Genomic DNA, 20828 nt, shown 5'->3' on the forward strand with positions numbered 1-20828 from the left:
TTGCATTAACAGCCGCACACTCTTGCGATCCACAGGACTACGTACGACGTGAAAAACACCACAGCCAACAACAAAAAATCCCCTTGGTTACCGCTGGCCCTTGCGCTGGCGGTTAACGCGGCGATGCCACTGGCATTCGCTGGCGAAGCCATTCATATCCGTGCGCAGGCGCTGGGCCAGGCCCTGAGCGAGCTGGGTCAGCAGACGTCGCTGCAAGTGTTTTTCAGCCCCGACCTGGTCGCCGGTAAACAGGCCCCGGCAGTCGATGGTGATATCTCGCCGGAGCAGGCGTTACGCCAATTGCTGCAGGGCAGCGGTCTGGATTATCAGATCAACGAAGGTTCGGTGACCCTGTCGCCCGCCGCGACTTCCGCCGCCAGCAACGGCCCGCTGGAATTGGGCGTCACCGACATCAAAGTGGTCGGTGACTGGCTCGGTGACGCCAACGCTGCGGTGGTGCAGAACCATCCGGGCGCGCGCACGGTGATCCGCCGCGAAGCGATGGTCGAGCAGGGCGCGATGAACGTCAGTGACGTGCTCAAGCGTGTGCCGGGCGTGCAGGTGCAGGATTCCAACGGCACCGGCGGCAGCGATATTTCCCTCAATGTCGGCGTGCGCGGTCTGACCTCGCGCCTGTCGCCGCGCTCCACCGTGCTGATCGATGGCGTGCCGGCGGCGTTCGCCCCGTATGGCCAGCCACAACTGTCGATGGCGCCGATTTCCTCGGGCAACCTCGACAGCATCGACGTCGTGCGTGGCGCCGGTTCCGTGCGTTACGGGCCGCAGAACGTCGGCGGGGTGATCAACTTCGTTACCCGGGCGATTCCGGAAAAAGCCACCGGTGAAATCGGCACCACCCTGAAAACCACTCAGTACGGTGGCTGGAAACACATCGACACCGCGTTCCTCGGCGGCACTGCCGATAACGGCATGGGCGTGGCGTTGCTGTATTCCGGCGTCAACGGTAACGGTTACCGCGAGCGCAACAACGGCAACGACATCGACGACGTGTTGCTCAAGACTCACTGGGCGCCGACCGAGCAGGACGACTTTAGCCTCAACTTCCACTACTACGACGCCACGGCCGACATGCCCGGCGGCCTGACGCAGAAACAATACGATGACAAACCGTATGACTCGGTGCGTGACTACGACCAGTTCACCGGGCGGCGCAAGGACGTGTCGTTCAAGTGGATCCGCCAGATCGATGAGCGTACCCAAGCGGAAATTCTGACGTATTACACCGACAGCTTCCGTGGCAGCACCATCGCCGCCCGCGACCAGAAAACCCTCAGTTCATACCCGCGCTCGTATTACACGCTGGGCATCGAACCACGGGTGTCGCGGGTATTCGATGTCGGCCCGACCACCCAGGAAGTCAGCGTCGGTTATCGCTACCTGAAAGAGGCGATGCACGAGTCGTCGAGCCGTGTGGCGCTGGTCAACAACCAGCCGGTGCTCACACCGACCTCCGATGGCCATATATTCCAGGACCGCACCGGCGGCACCGAGGCCAACTCGGTGTACATCGACAACAAGATCGACGTCGGCAACTGGACCATTACTCCGGGCATTCGCTTCGAACACATCAGCACCGACTGGCATGACCGCGCGGTGCTCGACACGGCCGGCAAACCGGTGCAGGCGAAAAACCGCAGCATCGAGAGCAATGAACCGCTGCCAGCGCTGAGCGTGATGTATCACCTGTCGGACGCCTGGAAACTGTTCGCCAACTACGAAACCTCGTTCGGCAGCCTGCAGTATTTCCAGCTCGGCCAGGGCGGTTCGGGTGACCAGACTGCCAACGGTCTGGAGCCGGAAAAGGCCAAGACCTACGAGATCGGCACACGCTACAACGATGACGTGTGGGGCGGTGAAGTGACGCTGTTCTACATCGACTTTGACGACGAGTTGCAATACATCAGCAACGACGTCGGCTGGACCAACCTCGGCGCGACCAAGCACCAAGGCATCGAAGCGTCGGTGCATTACGACATGGCGGCGCTGGATCCGCGTCTCGATGGCTTGACCGCCAACGCGGGTTTCACCTACACCCGCGCCACGTACGAAGGTGAGATACCGGGCTTCAAGGGTCGTGATTTGCCGTTCTATTCGCGTCAGGTGGCGACCGTCGGTTTGCGTTACGACATCAACCGCTGGACTTACAACATCGACGGTTTCGCTCAGTCGAAACAGCGCTCGCCGGGCACCGGTGTGAATGCCGACGGCAGCTTCAACGGCAACTACATCACTGACGGCACGGCGGACGGGCAATACGGCGACATCCCGGGTTACGTGACCTGGAACGTGCGCGGCGGTTATGACTTCGGGCCGCAGGTGTCGAATTTGAAACTGGGCGCCGGGGTGAAAAACGTCTTCGACAAGCAGTACTTCACCCGCTCCAGCGACAACAACTCGGGGATGTACGTTGGCGCTCCACGCACGTTCTTTGTGCAGGCCAGTGTAGGGTTCTGATAGACCGCATCAGCTTCTTCGCGAGCAGGCTCGCTCCCACATGGATCACTGAGATCCTGTGGGAGCGAGCCTGCTCGCGAAGCTTTTAGACTTTAAGGACTTTGCCGCCGATGGCTACTGCAACCAACAGCACCGCCATCAAACCAAAGGCAAAACTCAAACTGCTGGCATGGGCGACAAAGCCGATCACCGCCGGCCCGGCCAGAATCCCGGCATAACCGAGCGTGGTAATCGCCGGCACCGCGATGCTCTCCGGCATCACCGTCTGCTTGCCCACCGCCGTGTACAGCACCGGCACGATGTTCGAGCAGCCAGCGCCGACCAGCGCATAACCGACCAGCGCCGCTTCCCAGCTCGGTGCAAATGTCGCCAGAAACAAACCGGCCGCTGCCAACAGACCACCAAACAGAATGATCCGCGTTGCACCGACGATCCGCACAATCCGGTCACCCATCAAACGTCCGGCCGTCATGGTCAGGGCAAACGCCGCATAACCCAACCCCGCGTACGCCGTGTCGATCCCGCGTTCCTGTGCCAGAAACACTGCGCTCCAGTCCAGTGCCGCGCCTTCGGTGAGAAAGACGATGAAGCACATCCCGCCGATAAACAGCACGATGCCGTGCGGTACTGCGAACGCAGGCCCCGAGCTTTCACTGCCGTAGGGCAGCATGTGCGGAACACATTTGAACAATGCCGCGATCAGCACGACGACCACCACCAGCATGGCGGCCAGTGGCGTCAAACCCAGGCCGAGCAAGGCACTGACACCCGCCGCGCCGACAATCCCGCCGAGACTGAACAAGCCGTGAAAGCCCGACATCATGTTCTTGCCGCTGGCGCGCTCGACGATCACGGCTTGCAGGTTCACCGTCGAATCCACCGTGCCGAGGCCGGCGCCAAACATGAACAGCGTGGCGATCAGCGCCGGTATCGACGACACCGTCGCCAGTAACGGCAGCGCCGCGCAGATCAACAAGGTGCCGCCGGTAGCGACACGCCGACAACCGAAGCGTGTGGCCAGAATCCCCGCCAGCGGCATCGCCAGAATCGAACCGACCCCCAAGCACAACAACAGCAAACCCAACGTGCCTTCATCGAGTCCGGCGCGCGCTTTGGCGTACGGCACCAAGGGCGCCCACGCGGCAATGCCGAGCCCGGCGATGAAAAAGGCGATGCGCGTAGACATCTGTTGCAGGCGTCCGGGGACGAAGCTGTCTTGAGGGTTGAGGCTGGTCATATCGATCCTTGGCAAAAAACATCGCGTCCCCGAAGGACAGTGATTCAGCGATGAGGTTCGATCGCCGGCCATTCGGGGAAGTACAGGCAACATCCTACCCTGTAGGAGTGAGCCTGCTCGCGATAGCGTACTGTCAGTCGATATTTTTTGTCTGACACACCGCTATCGCGAGCAGGCTCACTCCTACAGGGGATTCGGTTTACAGTGGGATTCTTCGGTAGCAGGGACTAAGGTTGATGACGCAATTCTACGATGCGCGCGGCAATATCTATGGTGTGATTTCGCCCCAGGCATTGCGCAGGGCGGGCGTTGATTTACCTGCCCGCGCGTCCGCATGCATATCGTCGCGTCAGTCCTGGAGCGCAGCGGCAATCAAACTCTGCTGCGACTGGCCCGCAGGCCAACGCCCGGCGAACAGCAAATCCCACCGCAGCGACGGCCTGCTGATCGGCCCGTTCCAGACGTCGGCACCGTTCGACGTATTGATCGTCAACACCGACGGTACGCTCGCCGAGCGCAGTGGCAATGGCCTGACGATTTTCTCGCAGGCGCTGACCGAACAAGGCTTGATGCCGGAGGAGGGCGCGTTGTTGCGCGTGCATCATGACAAGGGTGACGCGGTAGAAACCTCGGTGAAACCGGCTGAAGTCGAAGGTGTTCAAGGTTACTGGCTTGATCTCGGTCAACCGGATTTCGGGCCGGGTGCGGTCGCTGCGCAGACTGTGCAAGACATCGAGTTCAATGCTCGGGACGTGAGCCACGTCCAGCCCTTGGCACAACTTGATCCCGACTGGGCGCACAGCCAATTCGTGCGCATTGGCAATCCGCATTGCGTCACGCTGCTCGGTGATGCAGCGGCGTTGCCAAGCAATGAACAGATGCGTGAATCGCCACTGAACGAAGGCCTGACCCAAATTGCCTACGCCACACCCGTCGGCGCCGGAGATCCATGCCCGGCAGGCGTCAATCTGCAATGGGCAGTGCTGGAATCACCACAGAAAATCCTCGCCCGGGTGTTCGAGCGCGGCGAAGGGCCGACGGCCTCATCCGGCACCAGCGCGAGTGCGGTGGCCTGCGCGGCCTGGCGTGTGGGTTGGGTGGCGGCCGGTGAAGTGCAGGTGATGATGCCCGGCGGCACAGCACCGATCCTGCTTGACGCAGAACACGGGCAATTGCGCGGCGTCAGATTGTTTGGCACCGCGCGACGGATGGCGCACTGAACGCCGTGCACGGGGTTATTTCTGGGTGGACTCGGGAAGAGGGCGCACGCTTTGCAGCGTATGCATCAGCAGCGTTTTTACCTGTTCAAAACCCAAAGGTTGATGATTCGCGAAGCTTTCGACTTTCAGCACCAGCGCAGGACTGCTCTCGGAGTTTGTATGCCCGGCAGTAAGAGTGAAGCGTTCCGCGGTTTCTCTTTCGCCGTTATCCGGATCAATACCTCTATAGCGGGCACCGCCAATAACACCGTCAATAGCGCCGATTTTGGCAGGTTCAGGGCCAAACCTGTTGCGTTCAACGGCGTTCGCGAACGGATTGGCAAACATTGTGGAGGTTAACAAGGGTAAAAGCTTCAGCGCTTTATCACTTTCATTGCTCAAGTTCAGGCTGTAAAGAAGGCGCGGATTTTTGGTGGGATGCCATGCCAGCGTAACAGCGTAATTCTCGCGGCCATTGTCGGCAATAAAGCCGAAAGGCAAGCAAAACCCCGGCTCTTGCGGTATTTCGAATGGGGCTCGCGGGCGGAAATTTGCCAGTACTGTCTGGACTTTGGGTTTCAGTGTTTCCAGCGCTTGGTCAGTTTGGTTACCTGGCGTACTGTCAGTGACGGTGAAACGGTAGACGTGGTCGCCACGCCAAAGCAATGCGACCAGTTTTCCGGGGGCCCAGGAAATCTGTGCATCGGCTATGTCCCAGTCCACATAACGCTCTTGCTCAAATTGGGCATCAGACGGATAGGTGGCGAGCTCTTTTTGATAAGTTTCAAGCTCTGACTGGAGTTTCTCGGTGGGCCGCCCACTTTCGGTAAACGCTGCGATGGTGCCTCTGAGCAGGACGGTCTCTGAATAGAGTTTGCTCAAGCGTACGCGTTTGTCTTCCAATGCATACCGTTCAGCTTTCAAGGCGTTGAATTGTTCTGGGTTACTCTGCTCCAGCTCCCATGTCAGCGCTTGTTTGATGGCGTCTATTTTTTTTTCTATGGCGCGTGTTTGCGCGCCTTCCATGTCAGGGCCGTGGCGATCTTTCAACTGCTGAAAAACCGCCAGTGTTGTCGGTGGACTGACCTCGATATCGAAGAGATAGCCATTTTTCCGGAAAGGGCTGTCGCCATAGCTCAGTTGCTTTTCGCTGGGGTCAATATTAGGCGAATAGATTCCAAAGTCCGGATAGTTCCAGTGCCCGCCGGCGACGTGCCATTCAATGTCTCCCGGTACATCGAACAGCGTCCGGCCGAGGCACTCGGTACGCCATTTCGGGTTATCTGCAGGGGCTGCATTTGCCCAAGCCTCAGCTGGCGTCAAAAGTGCCAGCATCAGGGGGAGATGGCGCATCAGGTTCTTTCCTTGCTCTGAGTGTCTTGCGCTAAAACGGCATAGTGCTGAGATGTTGCAGCTCTGTCACGCGTGGGTTCGATTTTCGCCAGGATCGTAAGGTTGAACCCTGAGTTATTGTTTTCGTATTTCGTCCAATGGATCGGAAGTGCGGTGATGAATCCACATACTGTGGTCGGGTGCTTGCCGGCCATGGTGCTGAGCCAGAATTCTTTTTCAAAGGGCATGGCGTTGCTTGCACCTTTGACCGCGGCGCTAGAAGAGGGCGGTGCGACCGATACCTGTCCCCACAGTGGCCAGATGGATGCGTCGTTGCGAGGGACGTGGCGAAAAGCCTGCTCATAGGCCTCTGCATTGCTGAAGGCCTGACGCTGGATCGCTTGCCATGTCGCGGCCGCTGCGGGGGTTGCGATGACTTTCTCCAGATCACTGGCGGGTTGTACCGAGTTTTTTCGTGGTTGTGCATTCAAGGCAAAAATTTTTCGCCATAAATCTGTGCGCAATTGTTTGACTTGAGGGCATACCGGATATTGCATGCGGCCATTGATCGAAGTGGGAAGTGAGGTTGATCCAGCCACGACAACAGCCAATTCCGAGTCTCGATCTCCCATCTGACTACGATCATTTATGTTGGCGCTGCCAAGAATGGCGATCCGATCATCAGCGATCAGCAATTTGCTGTGAATGTAGATCTGTTCTGTGACCGGTTGCTGATTGATTTCCTCCCAGGAGCGCAAATTCAAAAGGGTCAGGTAGCGGCTCCAGTCTTCGTCTTCAAACACTCTCTTCGTTTCGGTGCGGTCTTTGAAAAACTTGATGGACTCTATGGCTTGAGTCTCTGTTTTGCCCCTGTCCATTTGAGCTTTTATGGCCATCGCTCGTTGGATACGCTTGATCAGACTCTGCTCTCCCAGAGAGAGACTTTGCATGGTCAAGTGCACTTGAGTCATCAGGTTCAGGGCATTCAATGGACCTTCTGGATGAACGGGAAGCACCATGTAAACGTGAAAGTTCTCGCCCATTTCGATTGCCCGTTCGATACGCTCAGCGAGCGCCTCGCAGAGAGGGTTCTTGATCGCATTTTGGGGTGTTTGCATGCCTTTGAGTATTTCGACGGTGGACTGGTTGCTCAGTACCTGCATCACTCCCTGTGTGAACGTCTCCGCCTCTTTGTTGCGAATCATTCTGGCAAGTTCGAAGTAATCCACATTGGCCAGGCTTTTGGGATTGTCTTGTAGATTCCCCAACCGCAGCCTGTCCTTGTATATCTCGTAGCCGGGAAGGCCTTCAATCTTCATCAGGCTTTGCATGGGTCCCGCAGTGACAGCAGCAGTTTCAGCACTGTCTGCACCGTATTCACTCTGGAAAAACTGGTTTTCAATGTAGATGAAGTGCTGCGCGCCAGAGATAGCCTGAAGCATCGCCTGCAAGCAGTTGGCTTGCACGCCGTTGGGGGCAGCAGACGTCAGGTTATGCCCTGCCTTGGCAGCGCCTTGTCGCTCTTCGTTGCGCATGCGCATCGGGGCGCTGCGAAGAACCTGTACGTTCATTTCGCCCGTGGGCGCGACACGTTCGGGTTGCGCAAGATAGTGAGCCTTGAAAGGGACAGGCTCGAGGTTTTTCGTCGCAAATTTCAGCAGACCGATCAGCGCGCTTGGCATTTTTTGCACCTTGCCATCAAAGCGAGCCTGCAAACTGTTCCATCGGTCAATAAAGTTGCGCGACAAGTCATAAACAGAGCTGCCCTCCAGGCGCATGTGGACGTCATGCCAAGGCATTCGCGGCTGCGTTTTGTCGTCGAGCATCATCCCACCACGCGGCAGCAGGCGAGTCGCTGGATCGGCCAGGTACGAATAGGGCTCGTCCTTTTGAGTCTCACTCAAACGATCAAGTACCGAATGCAGATAGAGGATGAATGGCGTGGCGATCTGCTCAAGTTCCTGCAGGGCTTTGGCAGTAAGAATCGGAGAAGGTGTGTTGTTGATCCAGGCGTAAAAAGCCCCCAGTCCAGTCTGCTGGATCCATAGACTGGTCAGTTCGCTGCCCTCGTTCAACAACTTGTCCGTGAGCTGCCCTCCAGACTTTATGATTTGCGTGGCCCAAGTCGACAGGTCCTGTTGCAGTTGATCCAACTGCGGAGTGACTCTTTGCACCCACATCTGGACTTCACTCTTGAGCTGGCCGACCTGATTTTGCAGTCTGGCGCGGCCCGATTGAGTCATGGACGTCAGCATCGGAACTTTCTGTTGCGCGCGTACCAACCAGTCTTCGACTCGTTGCTGAATGGCTGAAGCTTCTTGCGGTTTTTCCAGCCACACACCGATCGCCAGACTTATGGATTTTGCCTCCTGACGCAATTCAGTCAGGGTACTGTCGGTTTTTTTCAGAGTCTGAGCTTCTTGATCGATAGTGTTAACCGCGCCGTCCAGTGAGACCTTCCATTGACGCAGGGTGTTTTTCCAGGCTTCCAGGTTGTCACCGGTCATCTGTCTTTTAACAAACTCGGCAATATAAAGGACGCTTCCGGTGGAGTACGCAGCGCCTGCGCCAAGCAAGCGCATGCCATCCTTGCCCTTGTCCGAGAACCACTCACCCACCTCTTTTTTTGCCTGACGGAGTACGTTGAACATTTTGTTGTCCATGGCCCAGGCCAGCTTGCGCTGGGCTTTGCTCAGCACATCGCCTTCCAGCAACGCTGCGCTGATCAACTCGACGGTCGTCATGTAGGGGTATTGTTGGTGTGGATCGATTTCCTTGAGCGCAGGGATGCAAGGGTTGTAAAACTCGTTCGCAGTTCTTCCATCGGCGGCAAGCCGAAAGTTGTTGTCATCACGACGGCCATAGGCGAGGTCGATTCCGCCGACGTAAGCAACTTCGTTGTCGATCACTACCATTTTCTGATGGTGAGAAAAGAACAGCCCGAGACTACCCATATCACTTTGCTGGATCGCTGGCAGACACCAGACTTTTTTCTTCTTGAGACCTGCGTTCAGAATAAATGCAGCCACCATGGTTTCCAGGTCGCCAGTATCGACGGCAGCCTTGGGGGACAACCACGGCATGAGGTAGATATCCGGCGTCTCACCTTTTTTTCGCAGAGCGTGATTCAGGCAGTCCCAAAGACGGGTGTCACCCTCAAGGCGGACTTCGTAGTTGATTTGCCAACCGGAAATGAAAATCGACTTTTTGGCGTTTTTAATCGCACTGGCGACGTCTTTGAAGTAATCGCTACCGGTAGTGAAAAATTTGACCAGGTTGCCCGGGCGCTCTGGTGAAAAGGCTTCGCCATACGTTGAGTTACCCTTGATGAACCAACCTGGTGCAGAAGTGGCAGTGAAGGCTTCTCCGTCTTTCGAGTTCAGCTGGTTCAGTTGTTTGGACTGAATGCCGTTCAAATGGCTCATGCCTTGAATTCCTTTAACTTGTCGAACAGTGCGATGCCGTCAGCCATGGTCAGGTTCTCCAGGGCACTGCGCTTGTCGGTGCTGGCTTGCGCATGATCTGGATTCGCGTGGGGCTCGCTGCTGAAGTCCATGCTGGCCAATGCCAGCATTTCACGCTGAACCTCTGACCACCCCGTGTCGGTATGCGCTTTCAGGGCGACACACTGGCCTGGGTAAACCAACCAGAACAGTTCCGGATTCTGCGAGTATTCGAGGGAGAGTTTTTTCTGCGCCTCCTCGGAAAGAATGACCCTGCCGTCGTCATCGGTTTCGCCTTTGGCAATGACATCACTTTCGGGTACACGGCCCAGTTTCTTCCAGGTGGGCTCACTCATTTTGATGATTCGCCACGCAGTATTGGCCAGCGCGAAGGATCCCTCGCCTGGCCTGTCCGCTAGACGAATATCGAAACGAAGGTTTTTCTGTTCGACAGGTGCGACGGGTGATTGCGCATTGCCCTGAGCGCGATCCATCAGGTGGCCTGCCTTGTCCTTATCCACAGGAATCGGCAGGGTGGGTGTCAGTATCGCAATCCCCGAACCACTTCCAGCCGCACCCCCGGCATTGATTTTCACCACTGGGCCGATCACCGTGATGCCGCCGCCATCGAGTTTGATGAAGCTGCCACCGGCCTTGATTGTCAGCTCCGTACCGGCCTCAATCACCATTTTATCGCCAGCCCTGAGATGGATTTCCTGGCCAGCGCTGGTCAGTTGGGCGGTGCCGAGTTTGACGTGCTGGTTCTGGCCGACGGTCAGGTGATCGTTGGCTTTGACCTCAACCTTGCGGTCGGAAATCGTGGTGCGGTGTTCTTCAGCCTTCAGCTCTGTGTAGGTGTTCTTAACTACCGTGTCGTGACGTTCATTGCCGACCCGAATCTTCTGGTCATGCTCGACGTTTTCATCCCAATCGCGCTGGGCGTGGATGTAGATCTGCTCCGCGCCTTTTTTGTCTTCGATGCGCAGTTCGTTGTACCCACCGCCACCCGGTGAGCTAAGCGTTTTGAACACGCTGCGGGTCTTGTTCGCCGGCAGTGCATACGGCACCGGGTTTTCCTTGTGGTACAGGCAGCCGGTGACGAGGGGCTGGTCGGGGTCACCTTCAAGGAAGGTGACGAGGACTTCCATGCCGATGCGCGGGATGGAGATGGCGCCGTAGCGGTCGCCGGCCCAGGAGCTGGAGACGCGCAGCCAGCAGCTGGTTTTGTCGTCGGCGAGGCCTTCGCGGTCCCAGTGGAATTGCACTTTGATGCGGCCGTACTGGTCGCAGTGGATTTCTTCGCCTTTGGGGCCGGTGACCATGGCGGTCTGGCTGCCGAGTACGCGTGGTTTCGGGTGTTCGAGGGCCGGGCGGTAGAACACGTCCCACGGGGTGGCGAGGAAGGTGTTGCGGTAGCCCTGGTGGAAGTCGTCCTTGTTGTCGGTGGTGTCGCTGGTCACGCCTTCTTCGAGGACTTGCGGCTGTTTGCCTTCGTGGACGATTTCGGTGAGCAGCCACAGGTCGTTCCACTCGCTGCGCGGGTGGTCGGACATTTCCATGAAGTGGCCGCTGACCAGTTTGGTCTGGTCGCCGCGACCTTCGGCCTGACGGTAGTCGGCGCGGTGGCGTTCGAGGGCGCGCTGGCTGAGGAACTTGCCGCGGGCGCGGTCTATGAAGCGGCCGGGGTAGTCGTAGTCTTCGAGGTCCGGCTCGGTGCTCTCGCCATCGGGCTTATAAGCCGCTTCCATTTGCAGGCGCGGTTTTTCGAAGTCGTAGTCGCGGCGTGTGGTGCGGCTGGTGCGGGTTTCCAGGCGCAGTTTGAAGCCTTTGATCACCGGCTCTTCGGCGACCATGCCGCTGCCCTGCACGTAGGCAGTTGGCTGGCCGAGGTCGGGGAACACGGTCTGGTCGTCGCCAAACACCAGCAGGTGGGCCTTTTCGCTGTGCTGGAAGTGGTAGTGAATACCTTCCTCTTCGCACAGGCGCTGGACGAAGTGCAGGTCGGTCTCGTCGTACTGCACGCAATAGTCGCGATCCGGGCATGGCTGACTGAGCTGGAAGCTATACGCGTTGCCCTTGATGCCGTGTTCTTCGAGGATCAGCGCGATGATTTTCGGCGCCGACATCTGCTGGTAGATGCGCTGGTTGGTGCGGTGATGCAGGTATTGCAGTTGCGGCACCATCGACACTTTGTAGCGGGTCAGGCGCTTGCCGGCATCGCCTTGGGCAACGCGGTAGATCTGGCCGTGGATGCCGGAGCCCTGTGGGTCGAACGCCAGAAAAGCTTGCTTGTGCAGCAGCTGTTCGAGGTCCAGATCAGGGTTTTCGCTGACCAGTTCGAGGTCGAAACGAAACGGCTGGCTGATGCCTTCGGTGCCAGTGAACGACAGCACTTGCAGGTCGCCGACGTAGTCTTCCACTTTGAGGCTGAAGTGGGTTTCGTTAGCGGGGTTGAACATCTCAGGCTCCTTGAGATTTACGCCGGTCATCCACGGGCGTTTTGCATCGGTCTGGAGAACGCAGACAGGAGCTGGATGTTAACGGGAAAAAGTTGCGCAAAAAGTTGCGCACATGGGAGGAGGTCCCCGGTGTATAAGGGTAAAAAGGAAGTGATTCAGAATGTTTCTTGGCGAAGTGCCATCAGTTAAGCCCGAAAAGACGTGGTTTTCGGGCTTATTCTGTAAGTCCGTTCAGATCAGTTGCGGGGCAAATTCCACCACCGGCATCTGCCGCTTCATCAACACCTTGCCACCGCGAATCGAATACAAAGGCAAGCCCTGACTGCGGATCACCTCGTAATCGCTGTCCGCCGACAGAATCAGCAGATTCGCCGGACGCCCCTGTTCCAGGCCATATCGCTCGCCCAAATGCATGGCTTTAGCGCTGTTGTCGGTGACCAGATCCAGCGCACTTTGCAGGTTGCGGTAACCGAGCATGTGGCAGATGTGCAGTCCGGCTTCGAGTACCCGGAGGATGTTGCCGTTGCCCAGCGGATACCACGGATCGACGATCGAGTCCTGGCCGAAACACACGTTCATCCCGGCTTCGAGCAGCTCATTCACGCGGGTGACGCCACGGCGTTTCGGGAAGTTGTCGAAGCGTCCTTGCAGGTGAATGCTTTCGGTCGGGCAGGAGACAAAACTGATCCCGGAATGCCCGAGCAGACGGAACAGTTTCGCGCAGTAGGCGTTGTCGTAGGAGCCCATCGCCGTGGTGTGACTGGCGGTGACGAGGGCACCCATGTCGCGACTGCGCGCTTCTTCGGCGAGCACTTCGAGGAAGCGCGAATGCGGGTCGTCGGTCTCATCGCAATGCACGTCGACCAGGCAACCGGTGCGCTCGGCCAGGTCCATCAGGAACTTCACCGAGCTGACACCCTGATCGCGGGTGTACTCGAAATGCGGAATCCCGCCGACCACGTCCGCGCCCATGCGGATCGACTCTTCCATCAGCTCGCGGCCATTGCGGAACGACTCGATGCCTTCCTGTGGGAACGCGACGATTTGCAGGTCGATGAGGTGGCGGCTTTCCTCGCGCACTTCGAGCATGGCTTTCAGTGCGGTGAGTTGCGGGTCGGTAACGTCGACGTGGGTGCGCACGTGCTGGATGCCGTGGGCGGCCAGCGTTTGAATGGTTTTTTTCGCGCGGGTCTTGGTGTCTTCTTCGGTGATGGTGACCTTGCGCTCGCCCCAGCACTCGATGCCTTCGAACAGCGTGCCGCTCATGTTCCAGCGCGGCTCGCCGGCGGTAAGGGTGGCGTCGAGGTGAATGTGCGGCTCGACGAAGGGCGGCACCACCAGATTGCCGCCGGCGTCGAGGTCATCCGGACCGAGGCTCGGCGCTTCGGTCTGGCGGGCGATGCTGCGGATCAGGCCGTCTTCAAGGTGCAATTCGTGCAAACCTTCCTGGTTGCGCAAACGGGCGTTGATGATGTGCATCAGGCGAATCCTTTTTTATAGGTCTTGTAGTGGCGCGGTCGCGCTGCGAGCGCCGAGCACGCCGGTAACGATGACATACGTTAGCGCGGCAGCGGCGATCCCTACCAGCGGCGCAACCCACGGCGAGTTGAACGCGGCGACGGTGCCGACCGCATAGGCCCCGAGTCCCGGCCAGTTGAACGCCGGCAACCGTGCGTCGGCCAGACGCGGATAGTGCCCGCGCCAGCGGTAGAAAAAGTCGGCCATGATCACTCCGCCGATCGGCGGAATCACCGTGCCGAGCAGAATCAGGTACGGCACCAGCATGTCGTACATACCGAGCAAGGCGAGCAGGGTGCCGATCACTGCGCCGGCGAGGGTCACGGTTTTGCGTCGGTCGGTGCGCAGCAGGTTGCAACCAGCGACGGCGAAGTTGTAGATGGTGTTGTCCTGGGTGCTCCAGATGTTCAGCAACAGCATGGCCATCGCGGCCATGGCGAAACCTTGCAACAGCAGCACTTCAACCACGTCCGGTTGCTGATAGACGATGGCGCCGTACGCGCCGATCAATACCATCAGGCCATTGCCGATGAAAAATCCGATCAGGCTGGCCAGTACCGCGACCCGCGCCGAACGTGAAAAACGTGTCCAGTTGGTCGCCTGAGTGGCGCCACTGACGAAGGTACCGAACACCAGTGTGATCGCGGTCGACCAGTCCAACGAACCGCTCGGTACCACGCTGAGCAAGCCTTCGAACCCACCGACTTTCACCGTCGCCACCCACATCGACAGCATCAGCAGCAACATCATCGCCGGCACCGCGATGTACGACAGAATCTCCAGTCCGCGATAACCGACGTACGCCGTGGCACAGAACATCAGGCCGAACAACACCATCAGCCCGAGCACCGTGCCTTCATCGAGATCGAAATATTTACCGAGCACCACCGCAGCCGTCGCCGTGCCCCAGGCGTACCAGCCGATCTGGGTGAAACCAAGGATCAGGTCGCTGAGCTTGCTGCCGACTTCGCCGAAACAGAAACGCCCCATCAGTACCGAGTTGAGGCCGCTCTTGAAAGCGATGTAGCCCAGGCCCGCCGCATACAGACCCAGCAGCAGATTGCCGACGATGATCACCGCCATCATCTCGCCAAAACTGAACGCCACGCCGAGCTTGCCGCCGGCAAACATGGTCGCGGTGAAAAACGTGAAGCCCAGTAACACCATGGCCGTGGAGGCGAGGCCTTTGCGCGCGTGCATGGGGACTTCGCTGAGGGGGTAATCGTTGCCGGGATCGTTCTGCGTCATGGGGCGGTCCTTGCTGGAAGAGAGGAGACGCGGGGGAGGGTTGCAGTGGTCGTGCCAAATGCCGGTTGGCGCGGGTTATGTATAGACGAGTCGCGCGGATTGGCGCGAAAGCGGTGCACCTGAATGCACTCAAGCCCAATGTGGGAGCGAGCCTGCTCGCGAAGGCGGTGTGTCAGGCGACATCTGCAGTGGCTGATATTGCGCTTTCGCGAGCAGGCTCGCTCCCACAGGGGGAGGGTGTTGGCTCAGAGGAAGCGCAGCAGGGCGGCGACGATGGCTTCGGGGGCGTCTTCCTGGACGAGATGGCCGGCGTTGGCAATCGGCTGGAATTGTGATCCCGGGATCATTTGATGTAACGCTCGGCCACGCTCGATGGGAATCCACTGATCGTCTTCGCCCCAGAGAATCTGCACCGGGCAGCGAATTGTCGGGTACAGCGGTTCGGCCTCGCGGGTGTAGCGTTCGTCCATCTGCGCAATCTGCCGATAGAACGCCGCTTGCCCCGGATCGCCGAGCCACGGTTGTACATAGGGAGCGAGTTCGTCGTCAGGAATATCCCGGTGAATCGCCCCGCGAATATAGGTCGGCACGATGGCGCGCTGGATGTAGTCGGGCAGGCCGCTGAAGGCCGCTTCATGCTGACGAACATGCTGCACGAACGGCGAACCCCACGGCGTCAGCGCCACCGGATCGATCAGCGTCAGGCTGCGATAATCCTTGCCGTTGAGCAGATGCGCTCGCAGCACAGTGGCGCCGCCAAAGTCGTGAGCGACGACGTCGGGGTTTTGAATATTCCAATGGTCGAGTAACTGCGCCAAGAGTTGATTTTGCACACCGAGGGAAACATCGGAGTCGGGCTGCTCGGAGCGCCCGTAGCCCAGCAGATCGAAGTAATACACGCGATGAGTCGTGAAAAAGTGCGGTGCAATCCGGTGCCACACGTACGACGAAAACGGCGTGCCATGCACGAACACCAGCGGCGGCCCATCGCCGCGCACGGCGTAGCGAACCTGTCGGCCGTTGAAGTCAAAGACCTGATCCAGCAGCCAGTCCGTCATGGGCCTGTCCTCTTGGCGGGTGGGAGCCAAAAAGCATAGGCGTAAAAAAACAGCCGTGAAGGCTGTTCTCTGGCAAGTCACTGTTTCCTTGTGGGAGCGAGCCTGCTCGCGAAGAGGGCGTATCAGTCGATATCAATGTCGGCTGACACACCGCTTTCGCGAGCAGGCTCGCTCCCACGGGATAGTTGGGGTGTCAGAAGTTATTCACCGCGATAGATGCAACCGCTGGTGCACGTCTCGTGAATACGGATCGCGCTCAGTTCCGGCAGCAACGGCTTCATTTCATTCCAGATGAATTTGGCCAGCACTTCGCTGGTCGGGTTTTCCAGACCGGGAATGTCGTTCAAATAGTTGTGATCGAGACGCTCGTACAGCGGCTTGAAGATCGCTTTGATCTCGGAGAAATCGCGGATCCAGCCGGTATGCGGATCGAGGTCGCCGCTGAGGTGAAGCGCCACTTTGAACGAGTGACCGTGCAGACGCCCGCACTTGTGGCCGTCCGGGACGTGCGGCAGGCGGTGGGCGGATTCGAAAGTAAATTCCTTGAAGATTTCCACAGTATTTTCGGCTCTGTTCAGATGGCGTTTGCCGCAGCGATTCGGGCAGGCGGCGAGTTTACCAGCTTGTGTTTGGCCGTGCTGACTAAAGGGTCAGCAAGCGCTCGGCGAGGCGACCATTGGCAGTCAGTTCGAGGAATTCATCGCCGAGGCGGCGGCTCTCGTCCATCGCCGCGTGCCAGTATTTCTGCCGGCTCGGCGCATCACCCATGAAGCGTTTGAAGTCGTTGCGGTCGGGCAGTTTGCCGTAGGGCAGGCGCGCCAGATATTCCTTCGACGGCGCGAGCAGCAGCACGTCCTGCAAGCGTTCCACTGAGGCCTTGCGCCATGGCAGGGTCTTGTCGAACCAGCCGGGAATCACCCGGTCGGTGAAGTGTGGATAGAGCACGATGCCGTCGCCGCTGTAGGGCAGGTCGAGGTGATAGTCGAGCAGACCACCGTCGCGGAAAGTGCCGGCGCCAGCACCCGGCAAGTCGCGCACGCCTTCCATGACCATCGGAATCGACCCCGACGCCAACAAGGCCTGACGCAGGTTGCTGGCATTCAGGGCGACGAAGCGTGACGGAAAATCGTTCAGCGCATTCACCGGTGGGGCGAGGCGCGGGTCGTGGATGATCAGTCGTTCGAAGTGCCGCGACAGCCGTGCACGACCGCGCAGGTTGTCGGCGATCACCGAGCCCAGCGCCAGACCGAGGCGACCGCGATGATCATCGGCCAGACGTCCCTGACTTTTCACCACCATGATGTTCAAGCGGTAATGGGCGTTGTCGAGGATGCTCGCGTCGCGGCCATCGAGCAGGTCGTTGAGCATGCGTTGCGAGCTCTGACTGATCTCGGCCATGGTCACGCCTTTGTTGAAATTCTGCTCGGCGTACAGATGGCCGAGACGACGGATGCCTTCGGCGGCGTCCGGCAGACAGGCACTGGCGAAGCGCCAGGAACCGACCGAGGCGCCAATCAGCGAGCGTTCACGCGGTGCGCTCGGCAGCCACTCGCCGAACAACGCCAGATCCAGCCCCTGAATCCCCAACGCCTTCGGCCCACCGGCAGCGCCGGGCAGGGTGCCGACGTCGGCGGCGTTCAAGCCCTGGGCACGAATGCGCGCCATGGCGCGTGGGCCGGCCTTGAGGGTGAGGGCGGGGAATTTGATGTGGATGGCGGTCATACCGGTCTCGATCGTTAGCAAGCGAACAATTATAAGCACATGTTACAAAACCTTGTAGGAGTGAGCCTGCTCGCGATAGCGGTGTGTCAGTTAACACTTATTTGACTGATAGACCGCTATCGCGAGCAGGCTCACTCCTACAGGGGTTGTATGTTGATTAAGAGCAATGATGGCAATTCAGTTTCAGTTAAGTTGATCCCGTTAAGGTGCCCACCGTTAAGCAATACATAAAAATACGGAGACACCATGAAAACCCTGACTGCCCTGTCCATTGCCTCGATCATCGGTCTCACTGCCAGCACTGTTCACGCCCGCGATCTCGGCCCTGACGAAGCCCTGCGTCTGCGCGACGCTGGTACTATCGTCTCCTTCGAGAAGCTCAACGCCACCGCGCTGGCCAAACATCCGGGCTCGACGATCACCGACACCGAGCTGGAAGAGCAGTACGGCAAGTACATCTACCAGATCGAAATGCGCGATCCGCAGGGGCTGGAGTGGGATCTGGAATTAGACGCGGTGACTGGGCAGGTTCTCAAGGATCATCAGGATACGTAATGAAGGTTAATGTTCGCGCCACCCGCCGCACGGCGTTGGCGCTGGTGATGTGTTGCTCGACGGCGATGGCTCGCGACCTCGGCCCGGACGAAGCGCTCAATTTGCGCAAGCAGGGCGTGATCCTGCCGCTGGAGCAAGTGCTGCAGCAGGCGATGGATCGCTATCCCGGGGCGAAACTGCTGGAAGTCGAGCTGGAAGAAAAACACGACGTCTACATTTATGAAGTCGAGTTGCTGACCGTCGAAGGTGTCGCCCGAGAGCTGCACTTGAAGGCCGATACCGGCGAACTGGTGAAAGACAAGGAAGATTGATCGATGCGTTTGCTATTGGTGGAAGACCACGTACCGTTGGCCGACGAATTGCTCGCCGGCCTGCAACGCCAGGGCTACGCGGTGGATTGGCTGGCGGACGGGCGCGATGCGCTGTATCAGGGCAGCAGCGAGCCGTATGATCTGATCATTCTCGACCTCGGCCTGCCCGGCGTGCCGGGGCTTGAAGTGCTGGCGCAGTGGCGCGCCGGTGGTCTGGCGATTCCGGTGTTGATCCTCACGGCGCGCGATTCCTGGGCCGAGCGCATCGAAGGCCTGAAGGCCGGTGCCGATGATTACCTGACCAAACCGTTTCACCCCGAAGAGTTGCAGTTGCGCATTCAATCGCTGTTGCGCCGCTCCAAGGGCCAGTCCAATCAGCCGACCTTGCAGGCGGCCGGGCTGCATCTGGATGAGGGCCGCCAGTGCGTGGTGCGCGATGGCGCCGACATTCAACTGACCGCCGCCGAATTCCGTCTGCTGCGGTATTTCATGCTGCACCCGGAGCAGATCCTCTCCAAAAGCCACCTCGCCGAACACCTATACGACGGTGAAACCGAGCGCGACTCCAACGTCCTCGAAGTGCACGTCAATCATCTGCGGCGCAAGCTCGGCAAAAGCGTGATCGAAACCCGTCGCGGCCAGGGTTACCTGTTCGGCGGGCAAGCTTCGTGAGGTCGATCCAGCGCCGTTTGAGCCTGGGTTTGATCAGCGTGATGGTGGTCGTCGGTGTGGTGGTCGCGCAAACCAGTCTGTGGTTGTTCGAAGTGGGTTTGCAGCGTTATCTCGAAGCCGGTTTGCGCAACGACAGCGAAAGTTTGCTGGTGGCATTGGTGCGTGGGCCGCAAGGCCTGCAACTGGATGAGCGGCATTTGTCACCGGCCTATCAGCGGCCGTTTTCCGGGCATTACTTCCGCATCGATTTTGCCGACAGCCATTGGCGTTCGCGCTCGTTGTGGGATCAGGATCTGCCGCTGCTCGACCATCCCGGGCTGCACAGCAATCTGCAACTGGGCCCGGACGGTCAGCAGTTGCTGGTGCTGCGCTCGGATTATCGACGCTTGGGCCAGTCGATTTCGATCAGCGTCGCGCAGGATTACACGCCGGTGCGCGAGAGCTTTCAGCGCATGCGTCAGATCGGCCTCGGCCTTGGGCTGGCGGCGTTGCTGTTGATTCTGTTCTTGCAGCGCTTGACCGTACGCCGCGCGTTGAAGCCGCTGGAAAAGGCCCGCGAACAGATCGCGCAATTGCAGCAGGGCCAGCGTTCGCAACTCGATGATCAGGTGCCGGTGGAGCTGGAACCGCTGGTGGCGCAGATCAACCATTTGCTTGCCCACACCGAGGACAGCCTCAAGCGTTCACGCAATGCCTTGGGCAACCTAGGGCACGCGTTGAAAACGCCATTGGCCGTGCTGTTGAGCCTGGCGTCCAGCGAAAAACTCGATGCCCATCCTGAGCTGCGTAAGGTCCTCAAGGAACAGCTGGAGCAGGTGCAGCAGCGGCTCAATCGTGAATTGAACCGGGCACGGCTGTCCGGTGATGCACTGCCGGGGGCGCTGTTTGATTGCGATGCGGAGCTGCCGGGATTGCTGGCGACGTTGAACATGATTCATGGCGAGCATCTGGCGCTGAGTTATGTCGCGCCAGCGGGGTTGCAGTTACCGTGGGATCGAGAGGATTTGCTCGAGTTGCTCGGCAATCTTTTGGACAACGCCTGCAAGTGGGCGGACGCCGAGGTGCGTCTGAGTGTGATTGAGCGTACGGATGGCTTTGCGCTGAGCGTGGAAGATGACGGCCCGGGGATTCCCGAAGAACAGCGCGCTCAGGTATTCAGTCGTGGCACGCGGCTGGATGAACAGACCCATGGGCATGGCCTGGGGCTGGGGATTGTCCGCGATATTGTCGAGACCTGGGGCGGGTTGCTGGTGTTGGGCGAGAGTGAGTGGGGTGGGTTGAAGGTGGTGATCGAGTTGCCTCGGCGGTGAGCCTCTGAAAGCCCCTCACCCTAACCCTCTCCCGGAGGGAGAGGGGACTGACCGAGGTGTTTGTTCGAGGTACACCGACGTGAGATACCGAGTCGAACTCAGGTTTTGAAAGCCTCCCCGTGACCGGAGATACCGAGCCGAACTCAGATTTTGAAAGCATCCTCGTGATCTGAAATGCCGAGCCGAACTCAGGTTTTGAAAGCATCCTCGTGATCTGAAATGCCGAGCCGAACTCAGGTTTTGAAAGCATCATCGTGATCTGAAATGTGGAGTCGAACTCAGGTTTTGA

15 protein-coding genes are annotated in these 20828 nt (G+C 58.8%); 6 read left to right on the forward strand and 9 right to left on the reverse strand.

The genetic code is table 11. The features are described from left to right. Positions 1 to 48: 48 nt before the first annotated feature. Entirely contained in the window at positions 49 to 2475 is a 2427-nt protein-coding gene (locus tag KBP52_RS28420) for a TonB-dependent receptor (protein ID WP_212621457.1), read from the forward strand. An 85-nt stretch (positions 2476 to 2560) separates the two neighbouring features. Here the strand turns inward: KBP52_RS28420 and KBP52_RS28425 are convergent, their stop codons facing one another. After that, positions 2561 to 3712, reverse strand: a complete 1152-nt coding sequence (locus KBP52_RS28425; RefSeq protein ID WP_212621458.1) for an MFS transporter — start codon at positions 3710 to 3712, stop codon at positions 2561 to 2563. Between the two features lie 236 nt (positions 3713 to 3948). On the opposite strand from KBP52_RS28425, the gene KBP52_RS28430 reads away from it, so the two are divergent. After that, a complete protein-coding gene (locus KBP52_RS28430) occupies positions 3949 to 4932 on the forward strand; it encodes a diaminopimelate epimerase (RefSeq protein ID WP_212621459.1) in 984 nt (327 codons plus the stop codon). 15 nt (positions 4933 to 4947) lie between these two features. On the opposite strand, the gene KBP52_RS28435 is transcribed toward KBP52_RS28430, so the two are convergent. From KBP52_RS28435 to KBP52_RS28470, 8 genes are all read right to left on the reverse strand, one after another. Continuing rightward, positions 4948 to 6264 (reverse strand): T6SS immunity protein Tli4 family protein, encoded by a 1317-nt coding sequence (locus KBP52_RS28435; protein WP_077573768.1) that lies wholly within the window; start codon positions 6262 to 6264, stop codon positions 4948 to 4950. Next, on the reverse strand, positions 6264 to 9668 hold the full coding sequence (locus KBP52_RS28440) for a hypothetical protein (RefSeq protein WP_212621460.1): 3405 nt from the start codon (positions 9666 to 9668) through the stop codon (positions 6264 to 6266). Before KBP52_RS28440 ends, KBP52_RS28435 begins: the two co-directional genes overlap by 1 nt. Beyond that, positions 9665 to 12145, reverse strand: a complete 2481-nt coding sequence (gene tssI / locus KBP52_RS28445; protein WP_249122224.1) for a type VI secretion system tip protein TssI/VgrG — start codon at positions 12143 to 12145, stop codon at positions 9665 to 9667. Before tssI ends, KBP52_RS28440 begins: the two co-directional genes overlap by 4 nt. Positions 12146 to 12376: 231 nt before the next feature. Further along, positions 12377 to 13624, reverse strand: a complete 1248-nt coding sequence (gene codA / locus KBP52_RS28450) for a cytosine deaminase (protein ID WP_212621461.1) — start codon at positions 13622 to 13624, stop codon at positions 12377 to 12379. A gap of 15 nt (positions 13625 to 13639) precedes the next feature. Beyond that, a complete protein-coding gene (gene codB / locus KBP52_RS28455; RefSeq protein WP_212621462.1) occupies positions 13640 to 14911 on the reverse strand; it encodes a cytosine permease in 1272 nt (423 codons plus the stop codon). 245 nt (positions 14912 to 15156) lie between these two features. Beyond that, positions 15157 to 15969 (reverse strand): alpha/beta hydrolase, encoded by an 813-nt coding sequence (locus tag KBP52_RS28460; RefSeq protein WP_212621463.1) that lies wholly within the window; start codon positions 15967 to 15969, stop codon positions 15157 to 15159. A gap of 200 nt (positions 15970 to 16169) precedes the next feature. Then, positions 16170 to 16526 (reverse strand): 6-carboxytetrahydropterin synthase QueD, encoded by a 357-nt coding sequence (gene queD, locus KBP52_RS28465; protein ID WP_007915588.1) that lies wholly within the window; start codon positions 16524 to 16526, stop codon positions 16170 to 16172. Between the two features lie 85 nt (positions 16527 to 16611). Further along, the gene (locus KBP52_RS28470) at positions 16612 to 17691 is read right to left on the reverse strand and encodes a patatin-like phospholipase family protein (RefSeq protein ID WP_212621464.1); all 1080 of its coding nucleotides are present in this window, start codon (positions 17689 to 17691) and stop codon (positions 16612 to 16614) included. Positions 17692 to 17937: 246 nt separating this feature from the next. On the opposite strand from KBP52_RS28470, the gene KBP52_RS28475 reads away from it, so the two are divergent. From KBP52_RS28475 to KBP52_RS28490, 4 genes are read left to right on the forward strand one after another with little or no spacing between them, the layout of a single operon-like run. After that, positions 17938 to 18246, forward strand: a complete 309-nt coding sequence (locus KBP52_RS28475; RefSeq protein ID WP_137218751.1) for a PepSY domain-containing protein — start codon at positions 17938 to 17940, stop codon at positions 18244 to 18246. Beyond that, on the forward strand, positions 18246 to 18557 hold the full coding sequence (locus KBP52_RS28480; protein WP_064118601.1) for a PepSY domain-containing protein: 312 nt from the start codon (positions 18246 to 18248) through the stop codon (positions 18555 to 18557). Before KBP52_RS28475 ends, KBP52_RS28480 begins: the two co-directional genes overlap by 1 nt. A gap of 3 nt (positions 18558 to 18560) precedes the next feature. Further along, the gene (locus KBP52_RS28485) at positions 18561 to 19229 is read left to right on the forward strand and encodes a response regulator transcription factor (protein WP_016986295.1); all 669 of its coding nucleotides are present in this window, start codon (positions 18561 to 18563) and stop codon (positions 19227 to 19229) included. Next, positions 19226 to 20539 carry a sensor histidine kinase gene (locus KBP52_RS28490; RefSeq protein ID WP_212621465.1) on the forward strand — a complete coding sequence of 438 codons (1314 nt, stop codon included), beginning with the start codon at positions 19226 to 19228 and terminating at the stop codon, positions 20537 to 20539. The genes KBP52_RS28485 and KBP52_RS28490 overlap by 4 nt, the downstream gene beginning before the upstream one ends. The last annotated feature ends 289 nt before the right edge of the window (positions 20540 to 20828 follow it).

The organism is Pseudomonas sp. SCA2728.1_7 (genome assembly GCF_018138145.1).
In the GTDB taxonomy this organism is placed as follows: Bacteria; Pseudomonadota; Gammaproteobacteria; order Pseudomonadales; family Pseudomonadaceae; genus Aquipseudomonas; species Aquipseudomonas koreensis_A.